This window comes from Polaromonas sp. YR568 (genome assembly GCF_943371715.1).
GTDB lineage: Bacteria > Pseudomonadota > Gammaproteobacteria > Burkholderiales > Burkholderiaceae_C > Polaromonas.
On record NZ_CALRVW010000002.1, the window covers coordinates 176,625 to 193,765 of the forward strand.

Annotated in this window: 16 protein-coding genes; 13 read left to right on the plus strand and 3 right to left on the minus strand. The window is 64.5% G+C overall.

The genetic code is table 11. The features are described 5' to 3' along the window. Positions 1 to 22 precede the first annotated feature (22 nt). Both AAG813_RS02280 and AAG813_RS02285 read right to left on the minus strand, forming a co-directional pair. The gene (locus AAG813_RS02280; RefSeq protein WP_341911399.1) at positions 23 to 1,357 is read right to left on the minus strand and encodes an ATP-binding protein; all 1,335 of its coding nucleotides are present in this window, start codon (positions 1,355 to 1,357) and stop codon (positions 23 to 25) included. Between the two features lie 9 nt (positions 1,358 to 1,366). Beyond that, a complete protein-coding gene (locus tag AAG813_RS02285; protein WP_341911401.1) occupies positions 1,367 to 2,152 on the minus strand; it encodes a response regulator transcription factor in 786 nt (261 codons plus the stop codon). Between the two features lie 627 nt (positions 2,153 to 2,779). Between AAG813_RS02285 and AAG813_RS02290 the strand changes: the two genes are divergently transcribed. The 6 genes from AAG813_RS02290 to AAG813_RS02315 all read left to right on the plus strand — a co-directional run bounded on the left by AAG813_RS02290 (position 2,780) and on the right by AAG813_RS02315 (position 9,378). Then, positions 2,780 to 3,259 carry a hypothetical protein gene (locus AAG813_RS02290; protein WP_341911403.1) on the plus strand — a complete coding sequence of 160 codons (480 nt, stop codon included), beginning with the start codon at positions 2,780 to 2,782 and terminating at the stop codon, positions 3,257 to 3,259. Between the two features lie 153 nt (positions 3,260 to 3,412). Beyond that, positions 3,413 to 3,841, plus strand: a complete 429-nt coding sequence (locus AAG813_RS02295) for a hypothetical protein (RefSeq protein ID WP_341911405.1) — start codon at positions 3,413 to 3,415, stop codon at positions 3,839 to 3,841. 88 nt (positions 3,842 to 3,929) lie between these two features. Beyond that, positions 3,930 to 5,660 (plus strand): DUF4384 domain-containing protein, encoded by a 1,731-nt coding sequence (locus AAG813_RS02300; RefSeq protein WP_341911407.1) that lies wholly within the window; start codon positions 3,930 to 3,932, stop codon positions 5,658 to 5,660. A 20-nt stretch (positions 5,661 to 5,680) separates the two neighbouring features. Further along, positions 5,681 to 6,799, plus strand: coding sequence for a hypothetical protein (locus tag AAG813_RS02305; protein WP_341911409.1), 1,119 nt, complete (start codon positions 5,681 to 5,683; stop codon positions 6,797 to 6,799). A gap of 95 nt (positions 6,800 to 6,894) precedes the next feature. Further along, entirely contained in the window at positions 6,895 to 8,766 is a 1,872-nt protein-coding gene (locus AAG813_RS02310) for a monovalent cation:proton antiporter-2 (CPA2) family protein (protein WP_341911411.1), read from the plus strand. Between the two features lie 96 nt (positions 8,767 to 8,862). After that, positions 8,863 to 9,378: a hypothetical protein gene (locus AAG813_RS02315; protein ID WP_341911413.1), complete on the plus strand. Its 516-nt coding sequence runs from the start codon at positions 8,863 to 8,865 to the stop codon at positions 9,376 to 9,378. A 288-nt stretch (positions 9,379 to 9,666) separates the two neighbouring features. On the opposite strand, the gene AAG813_RS02320 is transcribed toward AAG813_RS02315, so the two are convergent. After that, positions 9,667 to 10,647, minus strand: a complete 981-nt coding sequence (locus AAG813_RS02320) for a LysR substrate-binding domain-containing protein (protein ID WP_341911415.1) — start codon at positions 10,645 to 10,647, stop codon at positions 9,667 to 9,669. Positions 10,648 to 10,739: 92 nt separating this feature from the next. Between AAG813_RS02320 and AAG813_RS02325 the strand changes: the two genes are divergently transcribed. The 7 genes from AAG813_RS02325 (at position 10,740) to AAG813_RS02355 (ending at position 17,130) form a co-directional block, all read left to right on the plus strand. Beyond that, the gene (locus tag AAG813_RS02325; RefSeq protein ID WP_341911417.1) at positions 10,740 to 11,051 is read left to right on the plus strand and encodes a DUF2917 domain-containing protein; all 312 of its coding nucleotides are present in this window, start codon (positions 10,740 to 10,742) and stop codon (positions 11,049 to 11,051) included. A 525-nt stretch (positions 11,052 to 11,576) separates the two neighbouring features. Beyond that, on the plus strand, positions 11,577 to 12,074 hold the full coding sequence (locus tag AAG813_RS02330) for a hypothetical protein (protein ID WP_341911419.1): 498 nt from the start codon (positions 11,577 to 11,579) through the stop codon (positions 12,072 to 12,074). Between the two features lie 10 nt (positions 12,075 to 12,084). Continuing rightward, positions 12,085 to 12,714, plus strand: coding sequence for a hypothetical protein (locus AAG813_RS02335; protein ID WP_341911421.1), 630 nt, complete (start codon positions 12,085 to 12,087; stop codon positions 12,712 to 12,714). A gap of 30 nt (positions 12,715 to 12,744) precedes the next feature. Next, positions 12,745 to 13,953 carry a hypothetical protein gene (locus AAG813_RS02340; protein WP_341911423.1) on the plus strand — a complete coding sequence of 403 codons (1,209 nt, stop codon included), beginning with the start codon at positions 12,745 to 12,747 and terminating at the stop codon, positions 13,951 to 13,953. A 77-nt stretch (positions 13,954 to 14,030) separates the two neighbouring features. Continuing rightward, positions 14,031 to 14,747, plus strand: a complete 717-nt coding sequence (locus AAG813_RS02345) for a C39 family peptidase (RefSeq protein ID WP_341911425.1) — start codon at positions 14,031 to 14,033, stop codon at positions 14,745 to 14,747. A 105-nt stretch (positions 14,748 to 14,852) separates the two neighbouring features. Beyond that, complete coding sequence (locus AAG813_RS02350) at positions 14,853 to 15,737, plus strand: hypothetical protein (protein WP_341911427.1); 885 nt, start codon at positions 14,853 to 14,855, stop codon at positions 15,735 to 15,737. 127 nt (positions 15,738 to 15,864) lie between these two features. Then, positions 15,865 to 17,130, plus strand: a complete 1,266-nt coding sequence (locus AAG813_RS02355; RefSeq protein ID WP_341911429.1) for a transporter — start codon at positions 15,865 to 15,867, stop codon at positions 17,128 to 17,130. The last annotated feature ends 11 nt before the right edge of the window (positions 17,131 to 17,141 follow it).

Sequence of the window (17,141 nt, forward strand, 5' to 3'; positions counted from 1 at the left end):
TCGGCATTGTCCCACAGCGCTTCTAGACGTCAGCAGGCCCCACCGGTACGGCGCAGAGCTCGGGATCCAGTGGCAAGGTCAGCTGCACGCGGGTGCCGCTGCCGAACTTGCTCGAGATCGTCAGTTCACCGCCCATCAGCCGGGCGCGCTGGCGCATGTTCTCCAGGCCCTTGCCGATCGCCTCCGATGCCATGTTGTGCGCGATACCCATGCCGTTGTCCCGCACCTCGAACTCCATGCAGCCCATGTCCGCCGCGTAGCGGCAGGACACCACAACCCGGGAGGCTTGCGCGTGGCGCATCACATTGGACAGGCACTCCTGCGCGATGCGAAGCACCTGCCGTGCCTCATCGCCGTGGACGGTCTCCAGGGCGCTGCACATCTCGACGTCCCAGACCATCTGGATGCCCAGTTTGTCGAGCGGTCGCTGCACCCTGTAGCGCAGGGAGCCCAGTGCTTCGACGATGTTCTGGTCCTCAGACTCGATGCCGTCCACCGTCAGCTTGATGTCCAGCAGGCATTGTTCGAGCGCCAGGCCCAGGGCCTGCTGTTCGGGTGCACGGTGGTCCAGCGACGACAGGATGCTGACAATCTGGGAGGCAACACCATCATGCAGGTCCCGCGCAATGCGGTGGCGCTCATGGAGAACGGCGGAAGCGGTCTCCCCTGCCTCGTGACGGCTCCCGGCCCAGGGCGCGTCGGCCGCGCCCAGAAGTCTCAGACGTCCGCGTCGCGTCACCAACTGCCAGACCACCAGCAGGAGCAGTACATAAAAGTGCCTGAAAAGGATGGTGCCGTCTTCGGTGGTGCCTGCCAGCGTCACCTGCTGGATGCACATGCCCAGGCCCAGCAGGCTGCCCGCCAGCGCCAGCCAGCCCGGGGCGCTGCGCGGCAGATAAACGCAGGCCGCCATGGCGATGGTCAGCAGCATGGCCGACAGCAGGTTCATCACCATCCAGGGGACGGGGACCTCTGCGCCGTTGGCATCGCCGTTGTAGTACATCGCCGTCGCGCCCGTCAGTGCCTGCACGCCGAGAATCCAGTAAATCCCGGAGCTGGCCATGCGCACGTTGGTGAGCAGGAAACAGGCTGCACTGAGGACCAGGAACTGGGTCCCCAGGTGCGCAACATACGCCGCATTCAGCCCCCCGGCCTTGAAACCCAGCCCGATGCTGACCAGAAAGTGGGTCAGCCACAGCAGCAGTGCCAGCCGCAAGGCCCCGGCGAGAGCGGCGCTGGAAAAACCACGCTGCAAGGGGCCGGAGTCTGAGGGTTCGGGCCGGGCCGGCGACGCGGCCCGGCGCACACGCCTGGCAGGCGGAGGGGCCAGACCATCGGGGAATGCGCGTATGGACATGATGGGCCCCTAAAACAGGCCGCGATGCGCCGCGTAACTGACCGCCTGGGCCCGGCTGCGCACATGCAGCTTGCGGTAGATGTTTTTGATGTGGGAGTTGACCGTCTGGCAACTGACCGCAAGCCGCGCGCCAATTTCGTTGCTGGTGTAGCCCGCAGCCACCATTTTCAGCACTTCCTTCTCGCGATCGGACAGCCTCTTGTTGCTGGCTCCGTTGGAGGACTGCCCGGGGTCCTGGCCATTTTGCAGCTTGTGCAGCAGCCGCCGTGCGAGGTGGGGCGTGATGGAGGCGCCGCCATTGGCCACCTGCAGCACGGCTTCGGGAAAGTTGCCGAACCAGGAGTTCTTGACGAAGTAGCCTGTGGCACCCATGGTGAAGGCGCGCAAGGCGTGATCCTCGTCTTCCAGGGTGGAGATCACCACCGCCTCGGCCATCGGTCTGACGGTCTTCATGTGGTCGATCAGGTCGAACCCGGTGCCGTCGCCGAGATTTAGGTCCACCAGCATCACGTCGAACTCGAGCTGGGAAATCAGGCGCCGGCCCTCGCGCATGCTGCTGGCCTCTCCCACCACGTCGGTGCGCAGGTCACCCAGCAACTCCTGCGAGATCACCTTGCGGATGTGAGGATCGTCATCGATCAGCAGCACCCGCACCGGTTGCCCGGGCTGGCCGTTGAGGAAGTTGGGCCACAGGGAGGGAGGACCCTCGTGTGCTGCCTGCAGGCCTGGTTGAAGTCCACGAATATCGCGGGGCGGGGGCTGCAGCGCAGCCGTGGTCTGAATGATGTTTTGCATAGCTTCCCTGTACTGTTTTTTACCTACTCTTCGACGAAACCGGTGCAAGTGTGGAGAGAGGAAACCTGTTGCGGTATGACCCGCATCAAACAAATCCCGGATGGTGCCGGTGGCATTGACCCGTGGCTTCCCTGAAAAACCTTGCTCTTGTCTGTGTATCCACTCCCAAAATTCTGCTGAAAACCCTCTCGGATTCGTTACATCAAGTCACGGGGTGCACGAGGTAGAAACATGGAGCATCCGTGATTTTTTTGACACAACGAAGTAATTAGGTCCCAAATAGGTGAGCCCTTTGATGTTTATTTCTGCGTGTTTCCTTGGATACAACTTGTTACTAACTATTTCGTTTTGCCCAAGCATCTCACAAATTGATAGCGTTGTCTCCTTATTGGGCCAGCATCACCGCCCGGACTGCTGACCAGGGGTGGGGCTTTCTCTCCCCTGATTGAAGTACTTACGACTGGTTATTGGCGTAACCCTGCGCCGTACCCAAACTCCACCTCGACAACGCCAAAAGACCTGCCGATTCCTACGGAAAAAGCTGTTCTCCACCGCGAAGTCAACGTGGCTGGCCACCGGATTCCCTGGTGACCAGAAGGTCTTAAGTCACTTTTTAAGGAAACTGTCATGAAAAAACTTGTACTCCTCGCTTTGTCCGCTGTTGCTACCGCCGCGATGGCTACCGGCCCGACACCTGCCAGCGAAATCACGATCAGGGGCAACTCGGCCCAGATCGCGGTGCTGTCGAGCTCCGGCGTCGAAAACACCGCCTCCGGTGAAGATGCCGTGGCCCAGCAAAACCTGGCCAGCAATGCCGGTGATGTGACGATCAGCGGCAACTCGCTGCAGATCGTTGGTGCACGCAACAGCTATGTTGGCAATACCGCGAACGCCAACACGGTGGCCCAGCAGAACCTGTCATCCAACATCGGCGACGTCACTGTCAGCGGCAACTCGCTGCAGGCCACGCTGATGGATAACAGCTATGTGCTCAACAGCGCCTATGGCCGCGATGCAACAGCGGTGCAGAACATTGCCTCGAACAATGCCTGCTTCGCCTGCACCACAACCGGCTCCGGTCACGGCGGCGGCCACCACGGCCACTGAGAGCGCCGTCCCAGGGCCTCTTTCGTTGCCGGATCCGCTGTCAGCCTCGGCTGATGCAACGGGTTCTGCGGCTTGAGGCCCTGGCGGGGCGTGCCGGCTCAGGCGGTGTCTGATCCGGCACTTTCCTTCCCTTTAACGTCAGGAGAGTCCGTCATGAAAACGTCATCGCAGGTAGTGGGCGCAGCCACCATGGCCGCCCTGTTTCTGATGGGGTCCGCGTGGGCACAGAATGCGCCCGGCGAGGACCCGGTCATTCTGACCAAACGCATCGCGGTGCAGATGGCCCCGATCGGCGGCGCGCGTCCCAGCTCGCCGATGGAGTCCATGACCAGCCTGCCGGCATGGATGAAGGCCAAGGTCGCGCGTTACGAGGCCAAGGCCAATTCCGATCAGACCAACGGCATCTCGACCGACGCGGACGCGGTCCGCTCGGCCAGTTCTGACGGGTTCAAGAAAACCTGCATCCAGGAAGTTGGCAGCACGACGACGGCGAGTTCTGCGACCGGTGCCCGGCAGAACGGTTTTTCCAGCAACCAGCAGATCGTGGTGCTCAAGGGCGATCTCGTGAACATCTGCAATTAGCCGTGGCCTTTGCCGCGGGGCAGACCAGGCGTGTCTTCAGGCCGTCATCTCAAAAAATTTCCATACCCGTCGTCGTGAGGAGAACAACATGAAACCATCCATCCGGCTTGAGCCTGTCAGGTCCCGCTTCAGTTCACTGGCCGCTGTGCTGAGCCTTGCAGGGGCCGTCCTGCTGGCGGGCTGCGCCACGCCGGCCGACCCGCGCGACGATGCAAAATTCCAGTCCTATGCCAGCGCAACCAACCGGCCCGTGGTGCGGCCGGTGCGATCGGTCTCGAGTTTTTCAGACTCGCTGATGTGCATGGACTATCTGTTCCGCGAGGCGGAGATCTCCACCACGCTGATCACCAGCAAGCAGATTCCCGACTTTTCGACCCGGGTACCGGTGGCCACGAAAGACATGATCATCACGGCGCTCTCGCAGATGTCCCGGCTCAGCAATGCCTTCCGTTACGTGGACTATGAGGTCGACATTGCCCGCCAGGACACGGTGCAGAACCTGACCACCATCCTGCTCAACAACAACCAGATCCAGCTGCAACGCCCTGCCCTGTATTTCTCCGGTGCCATCGCGTTTGTTGATCAGAACGTGATCAACAACCGCTTCGAGGTGGGTACCGCCGCGTCGCGGCTGGACACCGGTTACAGCAAGACCCGCAACGCCACCATCATCGGGCTGGAGTTGCACATCGGCGACTTCCGCTCGCGTACCCTGATCCCCGGACTCGACTCCGCCAATGAAGTCATCATCGCTTCCGGCGGGCAGGGCCTGGACCTGGCCGGCCGGATCGGCAGCTACGGCGTGCAGTTCAATGTGGGCCGGGACTATGCACAGGGCGCCGGCGCGGCCATCCGCACGCTGGTGGAGCTCGCCACCATTGAACTGGTCGGCAAATGGGCGCGTGTGCCTTACTGGCAGTGCCTGACCCTGGAGCAGACCCACCCCGATTTCCAGCGGCAGCTACGCGACTGGTACGACCAGGGTTCGCCGCTGCTGCACAACAAGCTGGTGCAGCGCTCGCTCATCAGCCATGGCTATCTGGGAAACAACGGGACGCAGCTCGATGAGAACAGCCCGGAGTTCCGCGCGGCACTGGGGCGCTTCCAGGCCGATGCCGGCATGGTGGTGTCCGGACGGGTGGATTTCCCCACTTACGAGCGCGCCCTGCGCCATTTCGTCTCGCTGGGCAAGGACGGCAGACTCGTGCAGATCGGCTGGTCCTCCACCAGCGAGGCGCCGACGGCCAACGCGGCAGACTACCAGCGCCCGGGTGGCACGAGCCCCTACGGCCCGGCCGCCTATGGCAGCGCGGCTCCCCCGCGAAGAATCAGCCTGCAGATCGAAAACGTCCTGGTGGGGCGTTCCGCCTTCGAGGTGGGCGAACAGATCTTCCTGTCGGCGAGCCTGTCACGCGCGTCTTACATGTATTGCTTCCTGCATGAGGCGGGCGGCAAGGTGATGCGCCTGTTGCCCAACGCCACGAATCCGAATGCCTTGATAAGCGCCAACCAGGCGATCCGCATCCCGGACTGGATGAGCCCCACGCCCGGCTTCATCATGGATTCAACCAGCGCGGGCACCGAGCGCGCGGGCTGTTTTGCGACAGATACCGACGTGGCCGGAAAACTGCCGCAGTACCTGCAGACTCCGGCGTTGGTGCCGATGCGGCAGACGACCAGCCTCGATGACATCAACAAGGCGTTCGCCACCACCCTGGGAGCCGATGGCTACACCTTTGCCGGTGTCCAGTGGCAGGTCGGGCCCAAGCGCGCCGCTGCGCCGGCAGCCGCCGCCGCGCCGCCTGCAGCCGCGCGTTAGTCTGGTGCAGGAAGCCGGCCATGCTGCGGTTCATCTCGCTTGTTTTCTTCTGCTGTCTGTGGCTGGGGGCGGTTCAGGCTGCCGGCAGCATCCCGCAGGAGCCGGCTTTCGACGGATCGCCGCCGCCTTCGGAACCGCTGCGCGCGGCGGACCCGTCGCCCGAGACGCTCAGCGCCACCCAATTGCCGCCTGCACCGCTGCAGGCCAGGGAGCAGCCGTCTGCGCTGGAGGCGGAGGTTTCGCGTTTGCGCTCACAGGCCCTGTCGGTGAACCCGCAACCAGGCCGCGTCGCGCGGGAGCAGGCCCGCGCCGCCTGGCTGCTCGGGCTGCTGTATCTGCACGGCATCGGCGTGCCGGCCAGCCCGAGCGAGGCTGCCGGGTGGTTTGAGCGCGCGCGTGCGCTGGGTGAGCCGCTGGCCGTCGCGGGCCTGGCCTGGTGTGAGATCGACGGCTGCCGCACGGCACCCAACCCCGCGGCGGCGCAGCGCTGGATCTCGCTGCTGCGCCGGGTGGATCTGCCGCGCGCCCAGTACCTTCAGTGGCTGGTTGACGAGCGGCTGTCTCCTCTGCAACTGGCCACCCCGGGCTTGCGCGGCGAACCCGCCCCGGCGACGCCCGCGCCGGACCGGCAACTGCTGCTGAGCGCGGCGCGGGGCGGCAACGTGCATGCCCGGATAGAACTGGGCTTCGAAAGCATCAGCGCCAACCGCCCGGAGGAAGCGCTGGATCATTTTCGCGCCGCCGCGCCCAGGTCGGAAGCGGCTTCTGCCAACGCGGCACTGCTGTCGGAACGCCTGCGCGTCACGCCGCCCGCCCGCAGTTCCGCCTCTGGCGCAGACACTTTTGCCCGGGCGCAGCGCAACCACCGCGGCGAAGGCCAGCCGGCCAATTTCGTGGAGGCCATCCGCCTTTACCGCCTGGCGCAAAGCCAGGGCAGCGAGCCGGCCAAAAGGATGCTGGAGCTGATCTTTTCCCGGCCCGGCCCCGACGGGCAGGTCGATATCGCCTGGATGCAGCAACTGGCCTATATGAATCTGTCCGGCGGCGCCCCCGCGGTGGACAGCACCACGGTTCGCCGCGCGCTGCGCCGGGAGCCTACACCGCTGTTTGACATGCTGCCCACCTCCCTGCGCAAGTAGGAAAGGAGGCAGGCGTGCACATGCATGCCGGGAACGCGCAAAGTCCGCTACCATCCTGAGCACTTGCCCCCGCAGGGGGCATCCACGGGAATGTCATGGCGGTTGAACAAGGCAGTGAGCTGGTCAAGGTGGTGGTGTTGCTGGCTGCCGGCGTGCTGGCCGTGCCGCTGTTCAAACGGCTGGGTCTGGGCTCGGTGCTCGGTTATCTGGCGGCCGGCCTGGCCATCGGGCCCTTCGGCCTGGGCCTGTTTCGCGAGGCCGGGACCATCCTGCACCTGGCCGAACTCGGCGTGGTGATGTTCCTGTTTGTCATCGGGCTGGAGATGCAGCCGACCCGGCTCTGGACGCTGCGGCGCCAGATCTTCGGCCTGGGCCTGGCGCAGGTGGTGGTTTGCGGCGCCCTGCTCACGGCACTGGGCATGGTCGCCGGGCTGAAGCCGGTGGTGGCGTTCATCGCGGCCATGGGTTTTGTGCTGTCGTCCACCGCCATCGTCATGCAGCTGCTCGAAGAACGCGGCGACACCTCCACACCACGCGGCCAGCGCATGGTGTCCATCCTGCTGCTGGAAGACCTCGCCATCGTCCCCTTGCTGGCGATCGTGGCTTTTCTGGCGCCGGCCGCGAACGACGGCACGGGCGTGTCGCGCTGGGTCAGTATTGGTGTGGCGCTGGCGGCCATCATTGGCCTGGTGGCGGTGAGCCGCTGGCTGCTCAACCCGCTGTTTCGCGTGCTGGCCAAGGCCAGGGCACGCGAGGTGATGACCGCGGCCGCCCTGCTGGTGGTGCTGGGCGCGGCCCTGGCGATGCAGTGGGGCGGCCTGTCGATGGCGCTCGGTGCGTTTGCCGCGGGTGTGATGCTGTCGGAGTCGACTTTCCGCCACCAGCTGGAAGCCGACATCGAACCCTTCCGCGGCATACTGCTCGGCCTGTTTTTCATGGGCGTGGGCATGTCGCTGGACCTCACGCTGGTGCTGGCCGACTGGCCGCTGATTCTTGGCGGCGTGCTGGCCTATATGGCGTTCAAGGGCATGGGCATTTACGCCGTCGCCCGCCTCACCCGGTCCAGCCATGGCGACGCCCTGCAACGCACCGCCATGATGGCCCAGGGCGGTGAATTTGCCTTTGTGCTGTATTCGGCGGCGGCCGCGGCCGGCATCGTGGAGGCCAGTGTCAACGCCGTGCTGACGGCCGCCATCATCATCTCGATGGCGCTGACGCCGCTGGCCGTATTGGCGCTGCGCTGGGTCATGCCGGACAAGCCCGCACAGGACATGAACGGTGTGGACGTCGCCCAGGACCTGCGGGGCAGCGTGCTCATCATCGGTTTCGGCCGTTTCGGGCAGATTGCCAGCCAGTCGCTGCTGGCGCGCGGCATCGACATTGCCATCATCGAAAGCGACACCGACATGATCCGTGCGGCGGCGCAGTTCGGTTTCAAGGTGTATTACGGCGACGGCACGCGGCTGGACGTGCTGCACGCCAGCGGCGCTGGCCATGCTCGCGCCATCCTGGTCTGTGTTGACAAGAAAGAGGCGACCAACCGCATCGTGGAGCTGGCCAAGCATGAGTTCCCCCTGACCCCGGTGCTGGCGCGCGCCTACGACCGCCAGCACGCGATCGAGTTGATCCGCCTGGGCGTGGATTACCAGCTGCGCGAAACGCTGGAGTCGGCCCTGGCCTTCAGCAGTGCGGCGCTACGGCAGCTGGGTGTGCAGGAGTCCGAGGTCGCCGAGGTGGCCGAAGACATACGCCGCCGCGATGCCGAGCGCCTGCAGTTGCAGCTGTGCGGCGACATCAGCAGCGGCATCGACCTGATGCATGGCGGTCGCTGGACACCGGCGCCGCTGACCCGGCCCAGGCAATCCGGCAAGGCGCTCAACGAGCAAGCCGCCGAGGCGCTGGAGCCGGCCGGTGCGGGCGCTCCGGGCGGGGTGAAACCGGCTGGACATACTGCGCAGCCCGACTGAGTACAAGCTGCCCGGCGCGTGCGGACAGGCTTTTTTCCTACAGACAAGCCTGTCAGCGGCCACCATGATCAGGACTTCAATTCCTGGAGCCCGACCATGCGTATCCGAACCATTGTGTTAATCGTCGCCATTGTGCTGATGGCCGGTTTTGCCGCGCTCAATCTCGACGAGTTCAGCCGGCCCTCCGTGCTGAGCCTGGGCTTCACCACCGTGCAGGCGCCGCTGGGCCTGGTCATGCTGGTGCTGCTGGCCGCCGTGCTGCTGGTGTTCCTGGCCACCACGCTGTACATCCAGAGCACCCACCTGCTGGAAATGCGCAATGCCACCCGGGCGCTGACCGCCCAGCGCGAGCTGGCCGACAAGGCCGAAGCTTCGCGTTTCACGGAATTGCGCCAATACCTCGAGGCCCAGGCCGTCGCAGCCCAGCAGCGCGAGGCTGCCCACGGAACGGTGCTGGCGGAACGGCTGGCCCAGACCCAGCAGGTGCTGATCGGCAAAATCGAGCAGTCCGGCAACACGCTGGCCGCCTATATCGGCGAACTGGAAGACCGGCTCGAAACCCGCGACAGCGGGCTGCGTCCGGCACGTGCGGACACACCGCCCCTGCTCTGACCCTGCGGGCCGGTCCGGCCTGAGGGCGTTCCGGCGCTTGCAAGAACCCGGTCGGCCGCACGACCAACGCGGGTCGCCTTTTGCACAAGGAACCCCGCCATGGCTCTCGCAGCACTCTTTTTGCTCCTAAATTCACAGCTACTAGCGCTTGATTGATGTGGACTAGAGCCACATTTGGCTGAAAAACCGGTGCATGACGGGTTCCGGCAACTTGTCACCCCCGTGCCGCACACCTTCCAACGATCCGCAACCCTGCAGGGCTCGGGATCGGTTGTCGCAGCGCCGGATTCAAGGATGTTTCGCCAGGTCCTGTGCCTTGATGGATTCGGCCTCCGCCATCAGCCAACGCACGAAATCCTGGGCGTCGGGGTTGCTGGCGGCGCGCGGCGACATATTGACAAAGTAGCCCATGCGCGAGGCCACGCCACTGAAGGGCGCAACCAACCGTCCGTCACGCAGCAGCTCGGCCAGCAGCGGCAGGCGGCCGATCGCCACGCCCTGCCCCGCCACGGCGGCCGCCACCACATCGGAATACTGCGAAAAGCGCAACGTGTTTTTCATGCGGACCTCGGGCAGCCCCATGACCTTGAACCAGGGCTCCCAGTCGATGGTGAGCGGCTGGCCTTGCGGCATGTCGGTAGCCAGAAGGGTGTGGCCGGCCAGGTCGGCCGGTTTTTTCAGAGGCAGCGCACGATTTTTCAGCAACTGCGGCGCACAGACGGGCAGCACCGTTTCCTCGAACAGCGTGCTGCCCACGCCATGGCTGGTCAGGCTCAGGCGCACCGACACATCAATGCCGCTGCGTTCGAGGTCCAGCAGCTCCAGCGTGGCGGAAATACGTACGTCCACCCCGGGATGACTGGCCGTGAAACGGGTCAGCCGCGGAATCAGCCACAGCGAGGCAAAACCCGGCGTGGTGGTGATGGCCACCTGCCGCGCCGGCGTGGTGGCGCGCACGCTGGCGGTGGCATCGCGCAGCCGCTCCAGGCAGTCGCTGACAGCGCGCTGCATGAGCTTGCCGGCATCGGTCAGCGCCAATGCGCGGTGGCGCCGCTCGAACAGTGCGGTGCCCAGGTCGGCTTCGATCTGCTGGATCTGCCGGCTGACGGCCGATTGGGTGAGAAACAGTTCGGCGGCGGCGCGCGTGAAACTCAGCGTGCGCGCGGCGGCCTCGAAGCTGTGCAGGAGCTCCAGGCGCGGTAGTTCGCTGCGGCGAAAGCCTTGGGCAAGGGCCACCGGGGAAGCAGGTTTCACATTCTTGGGATGCATGCCAAGGATTCCAAATGAGCGTTTGAACACTCTGGGGACGGCCAGTATATTCATTTCCTCAACGAATGTGAACCTGTGAAAGGAGTGCCATGATGACCGACTCAAGCCCCCTGGACCTGACCCTTGCCCACCAGGCGATGTTCAGCGTGTCCGATGCCGCCGGCGTACAGATCACCTGCCACGAAGGCAGTTTGTGGGTCACGCTCGATGACGATCCGCGCGATATCGTGGTGGACGCCGGCGGCAGCTTCCTGACGACGGAGCACCGCCGCGCCCTGATCTACGCGATGAAGCCATCGTCGCTGAGCCTGGTGATGGCCGCTGCTGCCGCCACGCCACGCCGCGCCGGGCGCACGCCGGCAGCGGCCGACGTTAAGGTGACGTTTGCACTGCAGCCAGCCTGAACCCCGCCGGCGGAACAGGCGTCCGCCAACCGGGCGAAACACGACCACGCCTCGCCCTTCCGACGGCCGCTGCGCCGCGTTCGCCGTCCCGTCCATGCTGCTGACCTGACCGGCCGCCAGCCGCCGGCCCGGTGATGCACCGGTCGATCCGGACAGTACCCGGACGCCCGGTCGGCGGGCCCAGCGCCCGCCCATTCCGATACTTCACCTCACTGTTTTTATACGACCGGTTACCGGCTTTACACCTCGCGATGGAGGTGCCGGCCGGCCCTGCGCCGATCGAAAAAATGACGCCTTCCCCAAGCTGCGCCTGATGAATTCGGGCTGTCGCATGCCGCCAATCCCGCGTCAAGTGTGCGGCGGGGATACCTCATAGAAGGGATTGGCAGACCAGCCGCAGGCGATGAAACTGACACCCGATAACGCAGACCATGAAGCCCTGTTTCAAGGACAACTTCATTGCCACGCGGTGTCGAGCAGACGGTTGATGCTGGATTCATCCGACAGCGAAGGGGGAAAAAAAACATGTCTCAGTATCCAGAGAGATGGGCTTGCGCTGGCGTGCTGGCGTTGGGTCAATTTGTCTTTGCCGCGCAGGTGTTTGCCGGGGACGGCTTCCTCGTCATCACCCGGGATGTGCCCTATCAGTCCGCAGCCGGGCCGCGCCATACCGGGCAGGTGAGCGGCGTTCACACCGCGCCGGTTGTCCCGATGCTGGGTGCCGGATCAGCGGTCCGCGCCGGCGCAGTCACCGAGTTGACGGATCAGGAGTCGGCCGCGATCGCGGGTCGCGTGCAGGGCCACATGGGCAGCGTCTCGGCCACCGTGCAGACGGCGACGGCGCACTCGGGACTGGCGTCGGGGAGAGTCACGGGTGCCGGCGGTGATGCCTTCGCGCCAGCAGGCGGGATGGGGTCGCTGGTGGGCGGCTTCGGCATGCAGGCAGGAAGCACTGTCGGCCGCGCCACCGGTGCACTGGGTCAGGCCCTGACCGGCGTGCTCGCCCCCGCCGGAAACCGGTAGGGAGACGGCCATGATGCAGATTCAACGCAAGTCATACACGGTTCTGGCGCTGGCCTGGCTGGCCTCGCTGCCCTGCTGGAGCCAGATCGCGGGACCGGAGTTGCCGGGCTATGTCACACGCAGCGTGATCGACGGCAATGCGCTGAGCAATGTTCGCGGGCGATTCGCGGTGAACATGGCCGCAGGAGATTCAAACGCCCAGACGAATGCGGGCGCCATGGCCATTGGCCTGGACGGCGGCACTGCCGCGGCCCTGGTCGGTGTGCACCAGGCGACAGGATGGATTCGCGCTACCGCGCCGGATCTGTCCATCGCAGTGATCGGGGGCCGTGCCTTTGCGAACAGCTCGGGTGCAGTCTCCGTGAACCAGACCAGCGGCGTGGGGAACACCCAGGCCAACGGCATGGCGGTTGCAGTGGGCTTTGATGTGGAAGCAGCTTCAGAGAGCGTGCTCGCTGCAACTGCTTCCGGTGTTGGGCTGGGTGGTCCGGCCAGGGGCGCAAACATGAAGGCGGTGTCGATTTCCGACTCCGCCTTTCGCGGCTCGCGCGGCCTGGTCCAGATCAACCAGTCTGCGGGGTCGGGCAACAGCACGGCCAACAACTTCGCCTTCCAGCTTCAACTGGGGACGAAACCTTAAGACAGTCCTTAACTTTTTGGAGATCATTCCATGAAAACACGCAAAATGAAGTCCGCTCCCCTGGCTCTTGCGGTGGCCGCATTGTTCGCCGCTCCGCTGGCCTTTTCACAGGAGGGCACCCAGGACAGCAAGACCACCTCGGCAACCAGTGTCAGTACCGACACCAGTTCCACGGTGAACAGCACCAACGTCAACATTGTCAAAGACCTGCGTTACCGGCAGGACGTCAACGTCGGCGGCAATGTGCAGGTCACCGGAGCCATCGCGGTCGACTCGAGTTCCGCAGCCGTGGTGGACGACAAGCAGATCAACTACCTCAACGAGGTCGCCAACGACGAAGTCACGAACTCGTCGGTGGTCAACGGCAATTCGCTGATGAACGCAGCCGGCAACATCGGCCTGAACGTCACGGCCGGGGACAACAACCAGCAGGCGAATTCTGCCGCGCTGGCCGCATCCGATGCCAGCTTCCTGTTCGGTTCGTCCGACGCTGAAATATTTGCCCGCCAGGATGTCCAGGCCAACCGGGCCATCAATTTCGGCAACACCAACACGGCCACACTGGCCGGCAGTGCATTGCAGAATGCGACCGGCAACATCGGGGTCAACATCTCCGCCGGCAACAGCAACCAGCAGAAAAACGACCTGGCGGCGTCTGTCGCGGTCGCACGCATGGCCACGGCGACGGTGGCGGTCAAGCAGATGAACGACCACAATGTCACGTCCAACACGCCCAAGCAGCGGGAAGTTGTGACCATGGTCCCGGTGGACCTGGCCTTCCAGTCCCGGGGCATCTATGCCGGCATCTCCGACCAGAAGGGTAACCAGTACCCCGACACCTGGACCGGTACCAGCCACCCGGGCGGCACCCAGACCGGGCACTTCGACCTCGACACCAACACGCAGGGCGGGCTGGATCGCCAGGCTTCGTCCGGCCTGAACGCCAATGGCACACCCAATGGCGACTCCAGCGCCGGCGGCTCCCTGAGCTTCAATGAACAGGGCGACATTGCCTTGAGCGGCTCGATCACCGGCATGATCCCTGTCGTGACCCGTGTCAGCATTGCCACGACCAACACGTCTTCGCTGGGCGGCAACGCCTTGATGGGCGCGGCAGGCAACATCGGCGTGAACATCGCATCGGGCACCAACAACCAGCAATACAACGGTATGGCGGTATCGGCGACCCAGGCTGGTGGCGCCAACGGTGGTGGCGGCGGCGAGGCACTGCGCCGCTGAAGTTTCGTTGATGGATTGACCTTCGGCCGCCCTCCCCCGGCGGCCGAAGGCTTTCAGCTGGACAAGGATGAACCGCCATGACCCTCGCTAACCACAGATGGATCCCGCCCGCCGCGTGGCTGGTGGGGCATGCGCTGGCCAGCCTGCCGATGGCAGGCCATGCCGGCCCGATGGGCGTCGGCGGCGTGATCCCCGGTGCGGGCGCGATCAACAAGAACATCCTGAGCATGCGGGAAATGCGCTATGTGGACATGGTTCCGCAGAAAACCGACTTCAGCTGCGGCGCGGCAGCACTTGCCACCATCCTCAATTACGCCTATGGGCAGAAGCTGACGGAAGACGAAGTCATCCAGGGACTGCTGCAGGTCAGTGATCCCGCCGTCGTCAGGGAGAAAGGATTTTCCCTGCTCGACCTGAAAAATTATGTGCAGGCCAGAGGCATGCGCGGACGTGGCTACAACATGTCGCCGGAGATGCTGGACCGAGTCAAGGTCCCGACCATCGTGCTGCTCGATATCCGGGGATACAAACATTTTGTGGTGCTCAAGAAGACGACACCGGACAAGGTCTATCTTGCCGACCCGGCGCTGGGCAACCGGGTCGTTGCCAGGCGGGAGTTTGAGAGCGGCTGGAACCGCGTGGTGTTCGCCGTGATCGGCCAGGGCTTTGAGCGTGACACCGTGCTGCTGCGACCCAAAGAGCCGCTGACCGCGCGCAGCACCGTCGACACCTGGCGGCCGCTGACGGATGCCCAGTTGCTGGAGTTCGGGTTCTCCAGCGCAGAGCTTTTCTGAGGCGTGCGCGATGGATCCGCAGCGCCCGATGAATCACCAGATGCGCAAGCTGATGGTCTTCAGTTGACGGACAGCAAGCTGTCCAGAAGTTTGAGGGGAGATGTGATGACGAGAACCATTTACGCATTGGCGCTTGCCGCGGCGCAACAGGAAAAACCGTGGCACTGCAAGCCACCGCACCCTGCGGGCGGCAGCAGGTCCTGGCAACAGCGTGCGCTGGTTGCAGCGCTGGCAGGCACCCTGGCCACCCTGCCATTGGCACGCGCCGCGCTGCCACCCGACCTGAATGTGTTTGACCACGCGTCCGAGATTCCGGACGGTGAGCTCGGACACATGCGCGGCAAATTCGTGGCGGCCGGTCAGGTCATGTATTTCGGCGTCGAAATGGTGACGCGTTGGCTGGCGTCCTCGGGACAGGCCATCACTGCGTCCGGGATGTTGCAGATCAGTCTGGCCGGCAACACGCCGCAGGTCAGCTTTGTGCCGACCATCACCGTCGAGCAAAAGGCCGCCATGGGGAGTACGGCCAGTCAGGGCGCTGCGGTGGCCACCGGCGGCGGCGGGCTGCAGGACGTCACCGGGGTGGTGCAGAACATCCAGGTGGCGGGCGCTTCGAACGGAGTCACCAACACGATAGGCATCAACGTCCAGAACGCGTCGGCGCCACCGGCGCTGCAGTCCCCGTCCCAGGGGGCGCTCTCGGCATCCACCACCACGGCCAGCGGCAGCGTGGCCTCCGTCGGCCTCGGCGGCAATGGCATGAGTGTCGCCGTCGCCGTGCCGGACCAGGGCCGGGCGTTGCAACAGATTCGCCAGGTCGGCATGGGTGGGGGGCAGGTGTTGCAGTCGGTGCAACTGGGCGGCGACGTCAACCAGATTCAGAACAGGATCAACCTCAATGTCCAGATGAATTCCGCGTCCGGTCCGGCCACCCCGGCGGGCAACCAGTTGCTGGGGATGAAGCTCATGCCGCAAGGCGGTACTTTTTAAGTCGTCCGGACGGGCCCGCTGGGCCCGTCCGTCACGTTTCAGGGTCGCACGGGGCGCAAAAAAGGGGAGCGCCGCTCCGTGGAAGCCAGCGAATCTGGTCAATCGAAAAACTGATGAGGGAGATCTTATGCGACGTTTTTTTCAGCTGCGGCCCCTGGTGTTGATGATGGCAGCCGGCCTCCCCCTGGCTTGCCTGGCAGACACCGATGACGAGGTGGCCGACCTGCGCCGGCAGATCCAGGAGTTGACCCAGCGCGTTGACACGCAGCAATCGTCCCTGCGGGTGCTGGCCGCGCGCCTGCAGCAGCTTGAGGCGGCAGGCCCGGGCCAGGCACGCATGGTGAGAACCACCGATGCCGCCCAGCCCGATGGAGCCGCAGGCCGGGAGCCTGTTTCCGCAGAAGGTAGCGGTGGAGAGAAGGTGGTCAGGGAAGCACCGCCTTCGCGCAGTGCCGAGGCGGTGTACCGCGAACAGAGCGCCATGTTCGACCGCAAGTTCACGCTGGAAACCGGCGTGAGTTATTCCCACTCGAACCGGCGTGACCTTTTCCTCAATGGTTTTCTGGCGCTCGATGCAATCTTTCTCGGGCAGATCAATCTGGACCGCATCAAGGCTGACACCCTGACCTTTGACCTGACGGGGCGTTATGCGCCCACGGACCGGCTCCAGTTCGATCTCAACGTGCCCTACCTGTACCGCTATTCCGCCTTTTCCTCGGTTGGTGCGGGGTTCAGCACCTCGGCTGTGGCCGAGAGAAATGTCTCGAACGGCGATGTGGGTGACGTCAGTGCGGGCGTGTTCTACCGCCTGATCCAGGAAAGCGCGGACACCCCCGACACCGTGCTCAACTTCCGCGTCAAGGCGCCGACCGGCACCAGTCCCTATGGCATCAAGTTCGAGGATTCGCCGGACTCGGGCGGTAACCTGAAGATTCCCGCGAAGTTGCCCACCGGCAACGGCGTGTGGGCCGCATCGGCTGGATTGAGCTTCATCAAGACGGTGGATCCGGCCATCCTGTTCGCCAACCTGGGCTACACGCACCACTTTGACCGCAGCTTCAACGACATCAGTTCGGACCCCAACACGCGAACGCCGGGCAGCGTCAGGCTGGGCGACCAGTTTTCGCTGGGTGCGGGTTTTGCCTTTGCCCTCAATGAACGCATGAGCCTGAGCACCTCGTACTCGCACCGCTTTGCCAGAAAAGCGAAAATCCGCCAGGAGGGCCAAGGCTGGCAAACCGTCAATGGCAGCGACTCGAGTGCCGGCGTGCTCAATTTCGGCGTGACCTATGCCTTGTCGGACCGGCGCTCCATGGTGTTCAACCTCGGCATCGGCGTCACCGCCGACGCGCCGGACATCACCATCGGGGTCAAGTTCCCCTTCAGCTTCTGAGCGTGCCCAGG